Source organism: Variovorax sp. YR216 (genome assembly GCF_900107745.1).
Classification (GTDB): Bacteria; Pseudomonadota; Gammaproteobacteria; order Burkholderiales; family Burkholderiaceae_C; genus Variovorax.
This window is the reverse complement of record NZ_FNRO01000011.1, coordinates 122,646-140,986: the sequence shown is the minus strand read 5'-3', so window position 1 is coordinate 140,986 and position 18,341 is coordinate 122,646. Positions and strand designations below refer to the sequence as shown.

The window sequence follows — 18,341 nt, the reverse complement described above, 5'->3', positions numbered from 1 at the left end:
GCGCAGCAATGGAGCGAAAGGTCTATGGCTTCGGGCGGGCAATCACGGTGCACAACCGCACGAGCCGCGCGCACCCGTGCGCGCTGGCGGCCCTGGCTCCGATAGCCCTTCGCGCCAGCCCTGAATGCGCTGCAGCGCGCAACGAGCGAGTTTCAGAATCCGGCTTCGTCCAAGCCTGCACGCAAGCCCATGCCGATCCGATCGACCCCAAAGCCCTGGCAAGCCATCGCCGCGATCACGGGGATCGCAGGCCTGTTCATCGTCCTCGGGCACGATGGGCGGCGAGTGGCGCAGCTGCTGGTGTTGCTGCTGCCGCTTCTCGCGTGGTTCGCATGGCCGGTGCGCAGCGGCGCCGTGCGTTGGCTTCGCCGCATCGCCGTGTGGCTGTGGGTGATGGCCTTCGCGCTCGATGGTGCGATACGCGCCTATCTGCTGGACGCCTACCAGGCGGCCCCGGACGGCGCGCTGGTGCTCGGCGCGGCGGCCAACTCCAATGCACGGGAGACGAGCGAATACCTGTCGATGCACTGGCGCACCGCGGTGCTGTGGAGCGTCGCACTGCTCACCGCCGGCGCATGCGTCTGGCGGCTCGCGCGGCACGGTCGGCGCGCGCCGCAACGCCCATCGCGCGGTGCGATCCTCCTGTTGGCATTGACGCTCCTGGTCTGCGCCGCGGCCTATGCGAGCAAGCCATGGCGGCGTCTGCATCCGGTGGTGTTCTGGGCGGGCTGGGCGCAATCGATCCAGACCTTGCGCGCGAGCTGGGCCGATGAAGAACGCGGCCGCAAAGAGGCGCTGGCGCGCGCACGGATCGCCGCGCCAGCGATCACACGCGATGGCCCGTCCACCGTCGTGCTCGTCGTCACCGACAGCATCAACCGCGACAACATGGCGCTCTACGGCTATGGCCGCGCGACCACCCCGCGCCTCGTCGCGCATCGGAAGCAACAGGGCGACCGGATGCTGGTGCTGCGCAATGCATGGTCTGCCGATGCGAGCACGCTGCCCGCGCTGCGCAACATGTTCGGCTTCGGCCAGCCCGAAAGCGGCAACGCGCAGCATCTGCTCGCGCTGGCGCGCGCCGCCGGCTACAAGGTCTGGTGGATGAGCAACCACGACGACATCGCGATCGAGCAGCAGCACGCGCGCCTCGCCGACGTGGTCGACTTCGTCAACCGCACGCCCGGTCGCGCCAGCGCATCGCTCGACGGCGAACTGCTCGACTGCGTGCAGGAAGCGCTGGAGGACCCGGCGGAGCGCAAGTTCATCGTGGTGCACCTGCTGGGCGCGCATCCGCACTACAGCCTTCGCTTTCCGCAGGGCCACAACCCCTTCGACGATCAGGTCGACGCGGTGGAAGCGGGGCTCATCGAGGAAGGTCGCTCCGCGTGGGTCCGGCGCTTCCGGCAGGAGTACGACGCGGCCTTGCTGTACCACGACTTCGTGGTGTCGGAGACGTTGCAGCTCACCCGCACCATCGGCCGCGGCGACGCATACCGGGCGTGGATGTACCTGTCCGACCACGGACAGGAAGTGGGCCACGGCACCGATCGTGCGGGCCACAGCCCCGCGACCGAGTCGGGTTACCGCATCCCCACCGTGGTGTGGCAGAGCGACCAGCCGCTGCCGATGGCGACGGAGATCGCACAACGCCCGTTCCGTGCCGACTGGGTCGGCTGGACGCTGGCCGATCTGCTGCACCTGCAATGGGAGGGCCGGCAGCCAGCGCGCAACGTACTGGCCGCGGACTACCGCTGGGAGCCGCCCGCCCTGCCACTGCAGGTGCGTTCCTTCACCGACTGACGAGGGTCAGCGCCGCCGCTGCTGCTGACGTTCGCGCGCGCGCCGCACCTGGCGGCTCTGCGATGCGTATTCAGCCGCGCGCGCCTTGTGCGCCTTGCCCTCGCGCCGCCGCTTGGACAACCAACGCCCGAGCGCGAAGCTCGCGATCCCGCTCACGATCGCGATGACAAGACCGAGGATGCCGATTTCCATGCACGTGTCTCCGTTCGCGCGCGTTACTGCACGCGCGTGACGCTTGCCGGCTTGAAGCCGAGATCGGCCGCCTTGCCCTTGCGCGCACGGGCGGCGCGCGCATTGTTGAGCGATCGGATCTCCAGCGTTTCCTCGCGCTCCTTGCCGCCGCGGCCGATGCCTTCGATCTTCACGCTGCGCGTGTAGGCGGCAGCACCCGCAAGCGTGTCCTTGGCTTCCAGATCGATCAGCGTCAAGCCGCGACCGCCCTTCGGCAGCGCCTTGAGTTCGCCGATCTCGAAGGTCAGGATGCGTCCGCCCGTCGACGCGCAGCACACATGCGTGGCCGCCGGCAGCGGCTCGGCGCCACCCGCGCCGCCGACCAGCGAGGGCTGGCAGAGCTGCTCGCCCTCGCCCACGTCGACAAAAGCCTTGCCGCCCTTCTGGCGCGAGATCATGTTCTCGACCGCCGCGATGAAGCCGTAGCCGCCGCTGCTCGACAGCAGCAGGTTCGCGCCGAGCGGTCCCGCGAAGTAGTGCGCGACGTGCGTTCCGCTTTCGAGATCAATCAGCGTGGTGACCGGCTGGCCGTCGCCACGGCCGCCCGGCAGCGACGCCACCGGCACGCTGTACACGCGCACGCCCTTGTCCTTGGCAGTGCCGAAGACCAGCAGCGTATCGACCGAGCGGCACTCGAAGGCGCCATACAGCGCATCGCCGGACTTGAAGCTGTACTCGGGCGGCGCGGATCCCGCCGCGCGCTCGCTGGCCCAGCCCTTCTGGGTGCGGACCCAGCCCTTCTGCGAGACGATCACCGTCACCGGCTCGTCGACCACGCGCACTTCGGCCACGGCGCGCTTCTCGGCCTGAATCAGCGTGCGGCGCGGATCTTCGAAGTTCTTCGCATCGGCTTCGATTTCCTTGACCAGCAGGCGGCGCAGCGCGGCCGGGCTCGCGAGGATGTCTTCGAGCTTCTTCTGCTCTTCGCGCAGGCTCTTGAGCTCCTGCTCGATCTTGATGGCTTCGAGGCGCGCCAATTGGCGCAGGCGGATTTCGAGGATGTCCTCGGCCTGCCGGTCGCTGAGGTTGAAGCGCGCGATCAGCGCCGCCTTCGGCTCGTCGGAGGCGCGGATGATCGCGATCACCTCGTCGATGTTCAGCAGGACGATCTGCCGGCCTTCGAGGATGTGGATGCGGTCCTGCACCTTGCCCAGGCGATGCCGCGAACGCTTCTCGACCGTGACTTCGCGGAACGCGATCCACTCGTTCAGTATTTGCCGCAGCGACTTCTGCGTGGGCTTGCCGTCGATGCCGACCATCGTGAGGTTGATCGACGAGGAGGTCTCCAGCGAGGTCTGCGACAGCAGCGTGCCGATGAATTCCTCCTGGCTGATCTTCGAGGTCTTCGGCTCGAACACGAGGCGCACCGGCGCATCCTTGCTCGATTCATCGCGCACGCCGTCGAGCACCGCGAGCACGGCCGCCTTGAGCTGCGTCTGCTCGGCGGTCAGCGCCTTCTTGCCGGCGCGCACCTTCGGGTTGGTGAGTTCCTCGATTTCCTCGAGCACCTTCTGCGAGCTCACGCCCGGCGGCAGTTCGTTGACCACCACCTGCCACTGGCCGCGCGCGAGTTCTTCGATCTTCCAGCGCGCACGCACCTTGAGCGAGCCGCGACCGGTGCGATAGGCTTCGCCGATCTCGGCCGCGCTGCTGATGATCTGCGCGCCGCCCGGGTAGTCCGGCCCCGGCACGAACGAAAACAACTCTTCGTCGCTCAGCTTGCCGTTGGACTTGATCAGCGCCACGCAGGCGTCGGCCACTTCGCGCAGGTTGTGGCTCGGGATCTCGGTCGCGAGGCCGACCGCGATGCCGCTCGCGCCGTTGAGCAGCACGAAGGGCAGCCGCGCCGGCAACAGGCGCGGCTCGTCGGTCGAGCCGTCGTAGTTGGGGATGAAATCGACCGTGCCTTCGTCGATCTCGTCGAGCAGGAGGCTGGTGATGCGCGAGAGGCGCGCTTCGGTGTAGCGCATCGCCGCGGCGCCGTCGCCATCGCGGCTGCCGAAGTTGCCCTGGCCGTCGACCAGCGGATAGCGCTGCGAGAAATCCTGCGCCATGCGCACCAGCGCGTCGTAGGCGGCCTGGTCGCCGTGCGGATGGAAACGGCCGAGCACGTCGCCGACCACGCGCGCGCTCTTCACCGGCTTGGCGCCGACGGTGCCATTGGCGCCGCCGAAGCCCAGGCCCATGCGCGACATCGAATAGAGGATGCGTCGCTGCACCGGCTTCTGGCCGTCGCTCACATCGGGCAGGGCGCGCCCCTTGACGACGCTCAGCGCGTATTCGAGATACGCGGTCTGCGCATAGTCGGCCAGCGTCAACGCGCCATCGTCTTCAGGGCTCTGGAAATCGAGCGTGGGTTGGTCCATGGGAACAGGAAAGTGAAAAAGATGTCGGGTCAGTGCACTTCGGCACGCTCACCCTTTGGGGAAATTCGGGAAATCACGGCGCCGGCTCCGCCGGTACGGTCATCGGCACCTCGGGCAGCTCCGGCATGGCCGGGCGGCTGCGTGCGTCGGGCGGCATATTGCCACGACCGAGGGCACCGCCCACCGGCACACCCATTTCCATGCGGATGCGCGCCGGCGCCTTGCCTCGGCCGATCGCGGCCGAAGGCTTGAGATAGGCATAGAGCTGAAGCACCGTGCTCACGTAATTCTGCGTCTCACGGTAGTTGGGGATCCTGTTGCCCGCGCGTTGCACCGCCCCTTCGCCCGCGTTGTAGGCAGCCAGCGCGAGTTCGAGATCACCGGGGAACATCCCCATGAGGTCGCGCAGGTAGCGAGCGCCGGTGGCGATATTGACGCGCGGGTCGAAGAGCTTCTTCTCGATCGAGGCGCGCTTGTCCGCCGCCACCCCGTAGCGCTCCGCCGTCGCCGGCATGACCTGCATGAGTCCGAGCGCTCCCTTGGGCGAGACGGCCTGCGCATCGAAGCCCGACTCGGTCGCGATCAGCGCCTGCAGCAGCTCGTAGTCGATCGAATGGCGTCGCGCGGCTTCACGCATCGCGCCCTGTGCAGGCCTGTAGCTCGGCGACGCCTCGAACATGGAGACCAGCGCCTGCGAGGCGCGCGGCACCGTGCCGTTGATCGGGCCGCCGCGCCCCCGGCCGAGGCCGTTCGAGGTGTCGAAGCTCTGCCCGCCGCGAAAGAACAATTGGTAGCGCTCGTCGAGCTTTTCCGACGCGAAATGCGCCACGCCTTTCTCGTCGACGTAACCGAAGATGTCCGTCGCCCGGGCGGCCTGCGGCGAAGCTGCCAGCACGAGTGCCGACAGCAACGCAGCGATCCATCCAGAAAACCTCATCGATTTCGCCATGCGGCACTATGCCCGCGCCCGGTAAACGCACGTGGTCCGCACCGTCACAAAATGTTCGACACCGGTGCGGGAGACGGCGGCGCGAATCAGATATCTATTTCGACGTCATCGGCCCGCAGCTCCATCAGCTCGCGGCGCGCCGCGGCTTCGCCCTTGCCCATGAGCTTCGTGATCTCGCCCTGCGTGCCCTGCACGTCGAAGCGGCCGAGCCGCACCTGCAGGAGGCGCCGCGTGTCCGGATTCAGCGTGGTTTCCCACAACTGCTCCGCGCTCATTTCGCCCAGCCCCTTGAAGCGGCTGATGCTCCATGCGCCTTCGCGCACGCCGTCCTTGCGCAGCTTGTCGAGGATGGCGGTGAGTTCGCCTTCGTCCAGCGCATAGACCTTCGAGGCCGGCTTCTTGCCGCGCGCCGGTGCATCGACGCGGAAGAGCGGCGGTTTCGCCACATACACATTCCCCGCCTCGATGAGCTTCGGAAAATGGCGGAAGAACAGCGTGAGCAGCAGCACCTGGATGTGCGAGCCGTCCACGTCGGCATCGCTCAGGATGCAGATCTTTCCGTAGCGCAAGCCCGAGAGGTCGGGCGTGTCGTCGGGACCGTGCGGGTCGACGCCGATCGCGACCGAAATGTCATGAATCTCGGTATTGGCGAAGAGACGGTCGCGCTCGACCTCCCAGGTGTTGAGCACCTTGCCGCGCAGGGGCAGGATGGCCTGACATTCCTTGTCGCGGCCCATCTTGGCGCTGCCGCCGGCCGAATCGCCCTCGACGAGGAAGACCTCGTTGTGCGCGGTGTCGCGGCTTTCGCAATCGGTCAGCTTGCCGGGCAGCACCGCCACGCCGGAGCCCTTGCGCTTCTCGACCTTCTGGCCGGCGCGCTGACGGGTCTGCGCTGCCTTGATGGCGAGTTCGGCGAGCTTCTTGCCGTAGTCCACATGCTGGTTCAGCCACAGCTCCATCGCCGGCCGCACGAAGCTGGACACCAGCCGCACCGCATCGCGCGAGTTGAGGCGTTCCTTGATCTGGCCCTGGAACTGCGGGTCGAGCACCTTGGCCGAGAGCACGTACGAAGCCCGCGCGAACACATCCTCGGGCAGCAGCTTCACGCCCTTGGGCAGCAGCGAATGCAGGTCGATAAAGCTCTTGACCGCGTTGAAGAGGCCGTCGCGCAAGCCGCTGTCGTGCGTGCCGCCGGCGCTGGTCGGGATCAGGTTGACGTAGCTCTCGCGCACCGGCTGGCCGTCCTCTGTGAAGGCGACGCACCAATCGGCGCCCTCGCCTTCGGCGAAGTTGTCGGCGTTCTTGTCGGCATGGCCCGAGCCGTCGAACAGCGGGATCACCGGGTCGCCGTTGAGCGTCTGCATCAGGTAGTCGCGCAGGCCGCCCTTGTAGAGCCAGGTCTGGGTTTCCTTGGTCTTCTCGACCACCAGCGTGACCGAGACGCCGGGCATCAGCACCGCCTTGCTGCGCAGCAGGTGCGTGAGTTCGTGAATGGGCAGCACAGCCGACTCGAAGTACGACGCATCGGGCCACGCGCGTACCGTGGTGCCCTGCCGGCGGTCGCGCGGCCCGTCGCCGTTGGAGGCGGCGGCGCTTTCCTGCGGACGCACCTTGAGCTTCTCGACCACGTCGCCGGCCGCGAATGCGATCTGCGCGACCGAGCCCTCGCGGTACGAGGTGACTTCAAGGCGCTTCGACAGCGCGTTGGTCACCGAGACGCCCACGCCGTGCAAACCGCCCGAGAAGCTGTACGCGCCGCCCGATCCCTTGTCGAACTTGCCGCCCGCGTGCAGCCGGGTGAACACCAGCTCGACGACCGGCGCCTTCTCCTCGGGATGCAGCCCGAACGGAATGCCGCGGCCGTCGTCTTCCACGCTCACCGAGCCGTCGGTGTGGATCACGACCTTGATCTTCTTGCCGTACCCCGCGAGCGCCTCGTCGGCGGCGTTGTCCAGCACTTCCTGAATGATGTGCAGCGGGTTGTCGGTCCGGGTGTACATGCCCGGCCGCTGCTTGACGGGCTCTAAGCCCTTGAGGACGCGAATGGACGCTTCCCCGTAACTGCCTGGTTCCTTGCTTGCCATGGCGCGGGATTCTAGGGCGACGGCCTGGTCCGCCGGGGCGGGTCGCCGCTTTCGCCTCATCAATGCGATGCGCAAATATCAATAATCGCTTTTGGCCTCAGGCCGGCGCCGCCAGCGGCTTTTCGGTACATTGCCCGCCATGAATCCCTCCGCCAGCCAGCCTCTCAGCCTCAAGCAGGTCCTCGTCTGCGGGGCCATGATCGTCACGCTGTCGATGGGGATCCGCCACGGCTTCGGCCTGTGGCTGCAGCCGATCACGCAGGAACAGGGCTGGTCGCGGCAGGCGTTCTCGTTCGCGATCGCGGTGCAAAACCTCTCGTGGGGCCTGATCGGCGTGTTCGCCGGCATGCTGGCCGACAAGCTGGGCGCGTTCCGCGTGCTGGTGGCCGGCGCGGTGCTGTATGCGCTGGGCCTGCTCGGGATGGCGTTTTCGCCCACGCCGTTCATGTTTGCGCTCACGGCCGGCGTGCTGATCGGCGCGGCGCAGGCCGGCACGACCTACGCGGTGATCTACGGCGTGATCGGCCGGCAGATCTCGCCCGAAAAGCGGTCCTGGGCCATGGGCGTGGCGGCCGCGGCCGGCTCGTTCGGCCAGTTCCTGATGGTGCCGGTCGAGGGCCAGTTGATCGCCCGCCTCGGCGCGCACACCTCGCTGGTCGTGCTGGCCGCCATGGTCCTCATGATCGTGCCGCTGGCTTTCGGGCTGCGCGAGCCGCGCCACGATTCGGTTGCGGTGCGCCGCCATCAAACTATCGGCCAGGCGATGCGTGAAGCCTTCGGCTATCCGAGCTTCATGCTGCTGACGGCCGGCTACTTCGTCTGCGGCTTCCAGGTGGTGTTCATCGGCGTGCACATGCCGAGCTACCTGCGCGACCAGGGCCTGTCGCCCGAGGTGGCGAGCTATGCGCTGGCGCTGATCGGGTTGTTCAATGTCTTCGGTACCTACGTCGCCGGCTCGCTGGGTGCCCGGCTGGCCAAGCGCAAGCTGCTCGCGGCGATCTACATCACCCGGGCGGTGGCGATCGCGCTCTTCCTGCTCGTGCCGATTTCGCCTTTCACCGTCTATGTCTTCGCGGCCGTGATGGGCTTTCTGTGGCTGTCGACCGTTCCGCTGACCAGCGGCATCGTGGCGCAGATCTTCGGCGTGGCGCACCTTTCGATGCTGGGCGGAATCGTGTTCTTCAGCCATCAGGTGGGCTCGTTCCTGGGCGTCTGGCTCGGCGGCTACCTCTATGACCGGACCGGCAGCTACGACATCGTCTGGTACATCGCGATCGCGCTGGGGGTGTTCGCGGCGCTGATCAACCTGCCGGTCAAGGAAGGCGCCATCGCGCGCCCGGCCGCACAGCCCGCATAGATGGAACTCACCCCCAGCCTCGCCCACTTCGTGTGGCTCGGACACCCCCTCTCCGGGGGCAACCCCGGCGGCCCGGCAAAGCCGGTTCCGCGGGGTTCCTGGCCTCGGCTGCGTCGTGGCTCGTGGGAGGAACTCAACTCGGGAGCGTTCTGAGATGTCGCTGTCGAGGCCAGTCCTTCTTCGTGTCATCCGGGCCGGCTGCCTGGGTGCAACAGCCGTCGTACTCGCGGGGGTGTTCGCGCTTTACACGCAACCGGCCTTCCTCGTGACGATGATCGACCAGCTCTGGGCCTGCTTTTGAACCACGCTTCCCTCGCGCCCTCGCCCTGGATCGAGCGCTGGTGGCATCTCCTGGCGCCGGGCGCAACGGTCCTGGACGTCGCCTGCGGCTCCGGACGGCACATGCGTTTCGCGGCCCAACGGGGCCATGCGGCCACCGGTGTCGACCGGTCGCAGGAGGCGCTGGATGCCGCCGCGCCGTATGGACAGACGCTTCTGGCGGACATCGAAAACGGTCCCTGGCCATTTCCAGACCAGCAGTTCGGCGGGGTGATCGTCACGAACTACCTCTGGCGGCCCCGGCTCACAGACATCGTGGCGGCCGTGGCACCGGGCGGCGTGTTGCTTTATGAAACCTTCGCGGCGGGCAACGAAACGATCGGAAAACCCTCCCGGGCCGATTTCCTCCTGCAGCCGGGTGAATTGCTGACAGCCTGCGCCGGCCTGCGAGTGGTCGCCTACGAAAACGGCTTCCTGGCCGAGCCGGACCGCTTCGTCCAGCGGATTGCCGCCTGGCGACCGGGGGCACAGCCGGGCGGCTTGCCACCCCGCCACCCGCTCGGCGCCCGCTGAGGCCCCGGGGCGGCCCTGAGCCGCAAGCAACGGCGGATCAGTAGAATGTTCGCTTTTCGTCCACCGACAAAGAGATTCCCCTTGGAGCAACTCACAGGCAGCATCGTCGCCCTCGTCACGCCGATGCATGACGACGGCAGCGTCGACTACCCCGCCCTGCGCCGGCTGATCGACTGGCACATCGACGAAGGCACGGATTGCCTCGGCGTGGTCGGCACCACCGGCGAGTCGCCGACGGTCGACGTCGAAGAGCATTGCGAGATCATCCGGGTCTCGGTCGAACAGGCAAAGGGCCGCGTCCCCGTCATGGCCGGCTGCGGCGCCAACTCCACCAAGGAAGCCATCGAGCTCGCCAAGTTCGCCAAGAGCGTCGGCGCCGATTGCCAGCTTCAGGTGGTGCCCTACTACAACAAGCCGACGCAGGAAGGCCAGTACCAGCACTTCAAGGCGATCGCCGAGGCCGTTGGCGACCTGCCCATCGTGCTCTACAACGTGCCCGGCCGCACGGTCGCCGATATGGCGCACGACACGGTGCTTCGCCTCGCGAAGGTGCCTGGCATCATCGGCATCAAGGAAGCCACGGGCAACATCGAACGGGCCCAATGGCTCATCCGCGAAGTCCCGAAGAACTTCGCCATCTATTCGGGCGATGACCCGACGGCCGTTGCGCTCATGCTGTGTGGCGGCCAGGGCAACATCAGCGTCACCGCCAACGTGGCGCCGCGCAAGATGCACGAGCTGTGCGTGGCGGCCATTGCCGGCGACGTGAAGCGTGCCATGCAGATCCAGTTCGAGCTCATGCCGCTGCATCGCAACCTTTTCGTGGAACCCAATCCCATCCCTGTCAAGTGGGCCATGGCACGGCTCGGGCTGTGCGGCGGCGCGTTGCGCCTGCCCCTCACCGAGCTTGGCGAAGCCAGCCGTCCGGTCGTCGAGGCCGCGCTGCGAGCGACCGGGCTCCTCAAGGGTTGATCCATCTTTACCGCGCAGTTCGCGAATGCGGGCAACCTTTTGCTCCGGCTGCGCTCTGAAACTGCGGGCGATGCAGCCCATCCGTTGAGCTAGACATTCCCAGAAAGAAGATGACGTTGAACACCATTTCGCGATTCGCGCTGCTGGCCGTGGTCGCCAGTCTTGCTGCATGCTCGACCTTTGAAAGCGACAAGATCGACTACAAGAGCGCGGGCAAGGCACCCACGCTCGAGGTGCCGCCGGACCTGTCGCAGCTCTCGCGCGACAACCGCTACGCCATTCCCGGCGGCGCGGTTTCGGCCAACACCTATCAGGCCGGCCTCTCCAACGCACCGGGCATGCCGACGGCCGTCTCTTCCGTCGGGGACGTTCGCATGGAGCGCGCAGGCTCGCAGCGCTGGCTGGTCATCAACCGCACCCCCGAGCAACTCTGGGATCCGGTCAAGGACTTCTGGCAGGAGAGCGGCTTCCTGATCACCACCGAGCAACGCAACCTCGGCATCATGGAAACCGACTGGGCCGAGAACCGCGCCAAGCTGCCGCAGGACGTCATCCGCAGCACGCTGGGCAAGTTCATGGACTCGCTCTATTCGACCGGCGAACTCGACCGCTTCCGCACGCGCATGGAGCGCACCTCCAACGGCACCGAAATCTTCGTCAGCCACCGCGGGATGCAGGAGGTCTACAGCACCGCCCGCCAGGACGCCACCATGTGGCAGCCCCGACCGAGCGACCCCGAGCTCGAGGCCGAGTTCCTTCGTCGCCTCATGGTCAAGCTCGGCGTTTCGCAAGAGCAGTCCAAGGCCATCGTCGCGGCCGGCGCCCCCATCCAGACATCCAAGATCGCCGATGTCAACGGCCAGCCCGTGGTCCAGATCAGCGAAGGCTTCGAGCGCGCGTGGCGCCGCGTCGGCCTTGCGCTGGATCGCACCGGCTTCACCGTGGAGGATCGCGACCGCACGGCCGGCACCTACTTCGTGCGCTACGTTCCGCCGAATCCGAACAAGAGCGAGCCGGGCATCTTCGGCAAGCTGTTCACTTTCGGCTCGGGCAAGACCGAGGCGCCGCTCAAATTCCGGATCCTGGTCAAGGGCTCGGGCAATTCGAGCACGGTGTCGGTGCTCGACGGTTCAGGTGCGCCTGACAGCTCGGCCAACGCCAAGCGCATCGTCCAGGTCATCGCCGACGATCTGAAGTGACACTCTCCCCCAGGCTCGCGCACGTCGTGTCGCTCTCCACCCCCTCACCGGGGGCAATCCCAGCGGCCCGGCAAAGCCGGTTCCGCGGGATTCCACGAACGGGCCCCGCTTCGCTGGCCGGATCGCTTCACGGCCCGGCGGCCTAGACAGCCATGCTGCGCTTTCGCAGCCTGGGCAGCGGCAGCACGGGCAACGCCACGCTGGTCGAGGCGACCAGCGGCGGCAGGACCTCGCGGCTTCTGATCGACTGCGGCTTCACGCTGCGTCATCTCGAAGTCCGGCTTGCACGAGCCGGTCTTTCACCGGCCGATATCGACGCCGTCTTCATCACGCACGAGCACGCCGATCACATCGGCTGCGCGCACACGCTGTCGCGCCGTGAACGCATTCCCGTGTGGATGAGCGAAGGAACCTGGCTCGCCACCGGTGGCCGCGATTTCGAAGGGCGACTCCAGCTCGCGCACGATGGCGTGGACATCGTGGTCGGCGACATGCTCGTCCAGCCCTTCACCGTGCCCCACGATGCGCGCGAGCCGCTTCAATTGCGTTGCACCGATGGTGCGCGCAGCCTCGGCGTCCTGACCGATCTGGGACACGCGACGCCGCATGTGCTGGGCCGGCTCATGCGCCTCGATGCACTGCTGCTCGAGTTCAACCACGACAGCGACATGCTCGCAAGCTCCCGGTATCCACCCTTTCTCAAGCAGCGAGTCGGCGGCAACTATGGCCATCTGTCGAACACCGCAGCCGCGGAAATCGCGCGCACCGTCACGCACGGAGGACTTCGCCATGTGCTCGCCGCGCATCTGAGCGAGCAGAACAACAGGCCGGAGATCGTTCGCCGCATCATGGCCGAGGCACTCGGCGCGCGCGAGGACGAAATGCTCACCGCCACCGCGGCGGACGGATCACCCTGGCTCGACGTCTAGTTCCGCGGACGTAATCGCACCCCGTTCGGTCGCCAGCGCACGCCGGCTGCCCCGGCACCGCCTCGTGGTGCACTAAAGAGCCGAGGTGGCGACGAGGCGCGGCAGGGTCAGCGTGACGACCAGACCGGCCTGCTCGCCGTTGCGCAGCTCGAGGGTGCCGCGATGCCGGCGCGCGATGTCCTGTGCAATCGACAAGCCCAGGCCCACGCCGCCGTGGCTGCGGTTGCGCGAGCCTTCCAGCCGGTAGAAGGGCTCCAGCACGCGTTCGAGTTCAACCGCGGGAATGCCGGGACCCTCGTCGCGCACTTCGATGCACAGGCGATCGGGGTGGTCGCTCAGCCGGATGCGAGCCTGGCCGCCGTAGCGCACGGCGTTCTCGACCAGGTTGTCGACGCAGCGTCGGAGCGACGAAGTCTGCGCCTCGATCGGCCGAGCCGAATCCGCCGTCAGGCGCACGTCCTGCCCGCAGCCCTGCCGGTCGTCGGCCAGGCTGTTCAGCAGCGACGCGACGTCCAGCGGCGCGAAGGGCTCAGGGGCGGCGGCGCCGCGCAGGTAGTCCAGCGTCGCGGTGATCATGTCGTTCATCTCGACGATGTCTTGCCTGAACTGTTGCCGCTGCACTGTGTCGGCCAGGCCTTCGGCGCGCAGGGCCAGGCGCGTCAGAGGTGTGCGCAGGTCGTGCGACACCGCCGCCACGAAGCGATCGCGCTCATCGAGCTGGCGACGGATCTGGGCCTGCATCTGGTTGAAGACGCGGGTGGCCGCGCGGCATTCGACCGTGCCGTTTTCGACCATCGGCGGGCGGTGGATGTCCAGGCCGATCTCGCGCGCAGCGGCGGCCAGTTGCTTGATCGGCTGCGAAAGCCAGCGCGCGCCGATCCAGGCCGCCAGCATCAGTGCGCCCAGACGGACGCCGACGTCCATGAAGAACCCGGGGAAAGGCTGCGGGCCGTGCGGATGAGGTTCATGCATCCGGTGGCCGGGCGGTGGCTCCGGGCGCAGCTCGAACATGAGCGTCAGGGCCAGGACGTGGCTGACCAGCACGGCGACGAACAGCAGAAGCGCGAGGCGACCGAGCAATGTGCTGGGCAAGAAGCGGGTCCAGGGGCGTGGCATCAAATCTGCCAGGCGACCTGGCCCTGTACCGAGCGGACGTTGAACAGGTAGCCGGCCCCGCGGATCGTCTTGATCATCTTCGGCTCGCGTGGATCATCGGCAAGCTTCTGGCGCAGCCGGGACACCAACAGGTCGATGCTGCGGTCGAAGGATTCCATGCTGCGCCCACGTGCCTGCTCCATGAGCTGGTCGCGGCTGAACAAGCGCCGCGGCATCTGTAGAAAGGTGAAGAGCAGACGGAACTCGGCGTTGGACAAGGCCACCATCAGGCCGGCAGGAGAAACCAGGCATCGGTCGTCGCGGTGCAGCGCCCAGCCGTCAAAGAGCACGACGTTGCCGCGGATCTCCGGATCAGCCGCGTGCCGCGCGCCACCGGCACGGCGCAGCACCGTCTGGATTCGGGCAACCAGCTCGCGCGGCTCGAAAGGCTTGCTCATGTAGTCGTCGGCACCGGACTCGAGGCCGAGCACGCGGTCATACGGATGGGAGCGCGCGGTGAGCATGATGATCGGGATGTGCGCGCTCTGGCGCACCTCGCGGGCCAGCGCCAGGCCATCGGTGCCGGGCAGCATCAGGTCGAGCACGATCAGGTCGATGGGGTGCGCGGCCAGTTGCGCGCGCATGGCCGTGTCGTGGTTGGCCACATGGGCTTTGAAGCCGAAGCGGGCCAGGTAGTCGTGCAGCAGCGTGGTGATGCCTTCGTCGTCGTCGACGATCAGGATTTGCGGCTGCCGGCTGCTCGATGGACTCATGGCGTCAAAGAGTCTAGTCAGCACCGGTTCGGCTTCAAAGCCCGATCAAGCGGGTAAATCGCCCCTTGTTCCCGCACTGAAAACGCCTTTCGTATCGGCCCTGGTACAAAGCCGACAAACGCTGCTTACGAGGCCTCTCAAGAATCACGGGCGTCGCTGCCCACTGCCCGGTGGGCACGACGTTTCACTCAACCATGAACTAGGAGGATCCTCACCATGAGTTCCATCAGCGGGATCGGCGGCACCAGCAGCGCTTGGTCCGATATGAGCGCCATGCGCAGTCTGATGCAGGCCAAGATGTTCGCCAAGGCCGATGCAGACGGCAGCGGCGGCGTCGATCAAACCGAACTCCAGGGCGTGCTCGACGCCGTGGCCGAGAAGACTGGCTTCACCAACAGTAGCAGCACCGCCGAACTGTTGACCAAGATGGACAGCGACGGCAACGGCACCCTGTCCAGCGACGAGTTGGCCAAAGGCATGCAAGGGATGATGCCGCCCCCGCCCGACGGTGGCGGCACAGGCGGATCGGACGATCTGTTTTCCAAGATCGACTCCGACGGCGACAGCCTGGTCAGCAAGGTCGAGATGCAGATCTTCCTGGCCAAGATGACGCCAGACGGCGAGGCGGACAGCGCCTCCGGCAGCACGGACACGACCAAGAGCGATGAATTGTTCGCCAAGCTCGACACCGATGGCGACGGCAGCCTGAGTCAAAGCGAATTCGACGCCGGACGCCCCGAGGCAGGTGCGCAGACCGCGCAGGCCCCGGGCGGTACACCGCCGGCGGGTGGCGCGGGCGGCGGCGGTGGTGGTGGCGCCGTCTCGGGCGTCACGACCTATGACCCGCTGGACACCAACGAGGACGGCGTCGTGTCGCTGGAAGAGCGGATGGCGGGCAATGCGTCGACTGACGCAGTGCAAGCGCTGTTCGAGGCGATCGACACCGATGGCGACTCCGAGATCAGCAGCGCCGAGTCGAACGCCTTCATCCAGGCCTTGAGTGACCAAGTCAACTCCACGGACGTGTCAGCGCAAGGCGCCCTGGGCAGTGCGAGGCTGGTGGAACTGGTGCAGCGCGCCTATGCGCAGGTGGCCGGCGAATCGGTGGCGCCCACGCAAGGCGGCACGATCGACATCACGACCTGATCGGTCGGGAAGAACAAAGGCCGCCCATGGGCGGCCTTTGTTCTTCCGGGCAGCGCGCTCAGGGCTTGGCCGGCGGCGTCTCGGCTTCCTTCTTCGCGGCTTCGGTCGCGGCATTCGCAGCATCGAGCGCGGACTGCGCATTGGGCGACGGTGTCGTGGTCGTCGCGTCCGACGAAGGCGATGCAGGCGCGGCCGGCGCCGACGCCGGTGCAGCAGGTGGCGCCACGACGGCCGGTGCAGGTTCTTCCTTCTTTCCGCATGCGGTCAACGCGGCAGCGGCGACCAGCGACGCGAGCAATACGTGCTTGTTCATTTCACGGCTCCTTTGGATGAGGGTCACGGTCAAAAAATTCTAGACCCGCATCCTTGCGCGAGGCTGTTTCAAGGTGCGATTCGCGGCATTGGCTTACAAGCCCAATGTCGAAGTCGGAAAACCCGGTTTCGCATGGCGAAGGCATTCGTCGATACGCTCGCGCACCGCACGCCGGCTCTCGGGACTGGCGCCGCAGACACCTCGCACATGTTCGATGTCGATACGGTGAAGAAACCATGACGGCGTCCAGATGGCGCTCGGAACCTGTGGCATGCCCGGCCCATTGCAGACGCGGCAATCGATGATGTGACCCCACATCCTGCGCCAGTGCACGAACCGCGCGTGCTCGCGCTCGAACACGTCGAAGCGCTGCGCGACCATGACCAGTTGGCGACCCGCCGAGGCCCATGCCTGCAGCGCATCGATGACGCTGCGCTCGCCGAGCGGCCAATCGCTGAAATCCGGATCGCTCCACACGAACTCGCGCCAGTTCTGCTGGGCGGCCGCGGCGAACGCGCTGCGCAAGTGCACGTCGAAGGCATGACGCCCGTCGAACGAGCCTTCGGGCAATTGGATGCGCGGATCGTCTTCAGTCTGCATGCAGCCACCCCGCTTCGCACCAGTCACTCAGGAGCGACAGCGCATCTTCGCTTGCACCTGCCAGATCGCGCGGACCGAGCGTGCGCTGATCCGCCAGCCGGCGCATCAGTTTGGCATCGCGGCCCGATGCGCGAAAGCTCTCTCCGTTGATGTAGAGGTGGCGCGCGTCATACAGCATGCGCGTGCGGCGGTCCAGCGACACACCATTCGATCCCGCAAGCGGCTCGCCCTGGTCGAACCACACCGTGGGCTTCGGCTCGGTCATCGATTCGCCGAGCGCGCGATCGATCATGTCGCCGTCGCGCATGATGGCGAGCACCGCTTCGCGCGCGAACGTCTGCAACGCAGAGGGCATCTCGGCAGGGTTCTGCAATGCAGGCTGCGAAGGATCGCGGTAGTGCGTCGCCGCCTGCCCCACCGCGTCCTGCAATTCGTCGGCGCGTGCCTCGGCGATGCGTGCCAGCAGATCCGCGCCGAGCGGTTCAGCCGCGGGCGAACGCAGGCCGATGGAGTAGGTCATGCAATCGCCGCCGACCGCCACGCCATCGTGCGCGTAACGAGGCGGCAGATAGAGCATGTCCCCTGGCTCGAGGACGAAGGTTTCCTCGGGCTCGAACTGCGCGAGGATCTTCAGCGGCACGTTCGGCTGGAGACGCAGGTCGCGCTGCCGCCCGATGGACCAGCGGCGTGTGCCATGCGCCTGCAGCAGGAACACGTCGTAGCTGTCGAAGTGCGGCCCCACCCCGCCGCCGTCGCTGGCGTAGCTGATCATGAGGTCGTCGAGCCGCGCATCGGGCACGAAGCGGAAGCGCCGCAACAGCTCGTGGACGCCCTGGTGATGCAGGTCGACGCCCTGCACCAGCAGCGTCCATTCGGCCTGGCGCAGCGAAGGCAACGCGCGGCGGGCGAACGGGCCATGCCGCAGCGACCACCCCTTGTTGCCGTGCCGGATGAGGCGCGACTCGACATCCTCACGCGCAGCCAGGTCGAACAGTTCGCCGCGCGCGATTGGTGGCACCATGTCGGGTATCGCCTGCCGAATCAGCAGCGGCTTTTTCTGCCAGTGGCGTCGCATGAATTGCTGGGCGGTCAGGCCGCCGAGCAGAGGCAAGGGTTGATCAATCTCCATGGGAGAATTCTCGTATGGAAATCTCTGAACAATGCGTGGTCGGCCTCACCTGGACCCTCAAGGACACGCTCGGCGACGTGCTCGACGTGCTGGATGACCCGATTGAATTCCTCATCGGCGGCGACGACCTCTTCGATGCCATCGAAGCGGCCCTCCTCGGCCATGGGCCTGGCGCCAAGGTACAGCTCCAGTTGGAACCCGAGCAGGCATTCGGCGACTTCAACGACCAGTTGCTCTTTCTCGAGCCGCGCTCGCTCTTCCCGGAAGGCGTCGAGGAAGGCATGACCTTCGACGGCGCTGCGCTGCCCAATGGCGTGAATCCGGACATGCCGAAGGATGTTCTCTATACGGTCAGCGAGATCTATCCGGAGCACCTCGTGCTGGATGGCAACCACCCGCTCGCGGGCATCGCGATCCGCCTCGACATCACGGTGAACTCCGTGCGCGAGGCGACGGAGGAGGAAGTGGGCCGCGGCACCGCAGGCACCGGCTTCTTCAAGATTCCGACGACCGCGCCCGGCAACGACCTGTTGCACTGAGCCG

17 protein-coding genes are annotated in these 18,341 nt (G+C 66.9%); 8 read left to right on the top strand and 9 right to left on the bottom strand.

Annotated elements, in window-relative coordinates:
- Positions 1 to 189: 189 nt before the first annotated feature.
- Positions 190 to 1,803, top strand: coding sequence for a sulfatase-like hydrolase/transferase (locus tag BLW05_RS23945; RefSeq protein WP_093166062.1), 1,614 nt, complete (start codon positions 190 to 192; stop codon positions 1,801 to 1,803).
- 6 nt (positions 1,804 to 1,809) lie between these two features.
- Here the strand turns inward: BLW05_RS23945 and BLW05_RS23940 are convergent, their stop codons facing one another.
- The 4 genes from BLW05_RS23940 to BLW05_RS23925 form a co-directional block, all read right to left on the bottom strand.
- Positions 1,810 to 1,995 (bottom strand): hypothetical protein, encoded by a 186-nt coding sequence (locus BLW05_RS23940; protein ID WP_093166061.1) that lies wholly within the window; start codon positions 1,993 to 1,995, stop codon positions 1,810 to 1,812.
- A 23-nt stretch (positions 1,996 to 2,018) separates the two neighbouring features.
- Positions 2,019 to 4,400: a DNA topoisomerase IV subunit A gene (parC, locus tag BLW05_RS23935; RefSeq protein WP_093166060.1), complete on the bottom strand. Its 2,382-nt coding sequence runs from the start codon at positions 4,398 to 4,400 to the stop codon at positions 2,019 to 2,021.
- A 73-nt stretch (positions 4,401 to 4,473) separates the two neighbouring features.
- Positions 4,474 to 5,337, bottom strand: coding sequence for a lytic transglycosylase domain-containing protein (locus tag BLW05_RS23930; protein ID WP_093166059.1), 864 nt, complete (start codon positions 5,335 to 5,337; stop codon positions 4,474 to 4,476).
- Between the two features lie 98 nt (positions 5,338 to 5,435).
- The gene (locus BLW05_RS23925) at positions 5,436 to 7,433 is read right to left on the bottom strand and encodes a DNA topoisomerase IV subunit B (RefSeq protein WP_093166058.1); all 1,998 of its coding nucleotides are present in this window, start codon (positions 7,431 to 7,433) and stop codon (positions 5,436 to 5,438) included.
- A gap of 139 nt (positions 7,434 to 7,572) precedes the next feature.
- Between BLW05_RS23925 and BLW05_RS23920 the strand changes: the two genes are divergently transcribed.
- The 5 genes from BLW05_RS23920 (at position 7,573) to BLW05_RS23900 (ending at position 12,742) form a co-directional block, all read left to right on the top strand.
- The gene (locus BLW05_RS23920) at positions 7,573 to 8,790 is read left to right on the top strand and encodes an MFS transporter (protein ID WP_093166057.1); all 1,218 of its coding nucleotides are present in this window, start codon (positions 7,573 to 7,575) and stop codon (positions 8,788 to 8,790) included.
- 291 nt (positions 8,791 to 9,081) lie between these two features.
- Positions 9,082 to 9,642 carry a class I SAM-dependent methyltransferase gene (locus BLW05_RS23915; protein WP_093166056.1) on the top strand — a complete coding sequence of 187 codons (561 nt, stop codon included), beginning with the start codon at positions 9,082 to 9,084 and terminating at the stop codon, positions 9,640 to 9,642.
- A gap of 45 nt (positions 9,643 to 9,687) precedes the next feature.
- Positions 9,688 to 10,614 carry a 4-hydroxy-tetrahydrodipicolinate synthase gene (gene dapA, locus BLW05_RS23910; protein ID WP_093166055.1) on the top strand — a complete coding sequence of 309 codons (927 nt, stop codon included), beginning with the start codon at positions 9,688 to 9,690 and terminating at the stop codon, positions 10,612 to 10,614.
- Positions 10,615 to 10,730: 116 nt separating this feature from the next.
- A complete protein-coding gene (bamC, locus tag BLW05_RS23905) occupies positions 10,731 to 11,813 on the top strand; it encodes an outer membrane protein assembly factor BamC (RefSeq protein ID WP_371126966.1) in 1,083 nt (360 codons plus the stop codon).
- A 152-nt stretch (positions 11,814 to 11,965) separates the two neighbouring features.
- Complete coding sequence (locus BLW05_RS23900) at positions 11,966 to 12,742, top strand: MBL fold metallo-hydrolase (RefSeq protein ID WP_093166053.1); 777 nt, start codon at positions 11,966 to 11,968, stop codon at positions 12,740 to 12,742.
- 72 nt (positions 12,743 to 12,814) lie between these two features.
- Here BLW05_RS23900 and BLW05_RS23895 read toward each other — a convergent pair whose 3' ends face one another.
- Both BLW05_RS23895 and BLW05_RS23890 read right to left on the bottom strand, forming a co-directional pair.
- Positions 12,815 to 13,834 (bottom strand): ATP-binding protein, encoded by a 1,020-nt coding sequence (locus BLW05_RS23895; protein WP_256330466.1) that lies wholly within the window; start codon positions 13,832 to 13,834, stop codon positions 12,815 to 12,817.
- Positions 13,835 to 13,857: 23 nt separating this feature from the next.
- Positions 13,858 to 14,610 (bottom strand): response regulator, encoded by a 753-nt coding sequence (locus BLW05_RS23890; protein WP_093166051.1) that lies wholly within the window; start codon positions 14,608 to 14,610, stop codon positions 13,858 to 13,860.
- A gap of 216 nt (positions 14,611 to 14,826) precedes the next feature.
- Here BLW05_RS23890 and xopAW point away from each other — a divergent pair, with 216 nt between their 5' ends.
- Positions 14,827 to 15,756 (top strand): XopAW family type III secretion system calcium-binding effector, encoded by a 930-nt coding sequence (gene xopAW / locus BLW05_RS23885; protein ID WP_093166050.1) that lies wholly within the window; start codon positions 14,827 to 14,829, stop codon positions 15,754 to 15,756.
- Positions 15,757 to 15,814: 58 nt separating this feature from the next.
- Here the strand turns inward: xopAW and BLW05_RS23880 are convergent, their stop codons facing one another.
- The 3 genes from BLW05_RS23880 to BLW05_RS23870 all read right to left on the bottom strand — a co-directional run bounded on the left by BLW05_RS23880 (position 15,815) and on the right by BLW05_RS23870 (position 17,798).
- Positions 15,815 to 16,069 carry a hypothetical protein gene (locus tag BLW05_RS23880; RefSeq protein WP_093166049.1) on the bottom strand — a complete coding sequence of 85 codons (255 nt, stop codon included), beginning with the start codon at positions 16,067 to 16,069 and terminating at the stop codon, positions 15,815 to 15,817.
- Between the two features lie 93 nt (positions 16,070 to 16,162).
- Positions 16,163 to 16,669: a hypothetical protein gene (locus BLW05_RS23875; RefSeq protein ID WP_093166048.1), complete on the bottom strand. Its 507-nt coding sequence runs from the start codon at positions 16,667 to 16,669 to the stop codon at positions 16,163 to 16,165.
- Positions 16,659 to 17,798, bottom strand: coding sequence for a cupin domain-containing protein (locus BLW05_RS23870; RefSeq protein WP_093166047.1), 1,140 nt, complete (start codon positions 17,796 to 17,798; stop codon positions 16,659 to 16,661). The genes BLW05_RS23875 and BLW05_RS23870 overlap by 11 nt, the downstream gene beginning before the upstream one ends.
- Positions 17,799 to 17,812: 14 nt before the next feature.
- Between BLW05_RS23870 and BLW05_RS23865 the strand changes: the two genes are divergently transcribed.
- Entirely contained in the window at positions 17,813 to 18,337 is a 525-nt protein-coding gene (locus BLW05_RS23865; RefSeq protein ID WP_093166046.1) for an FKBP-type peptidyl-prolyl cis-trans isomerase, read from the top strand.
- Positions 18,338 to 18,341: the final 4 nt, after the last annotated feature.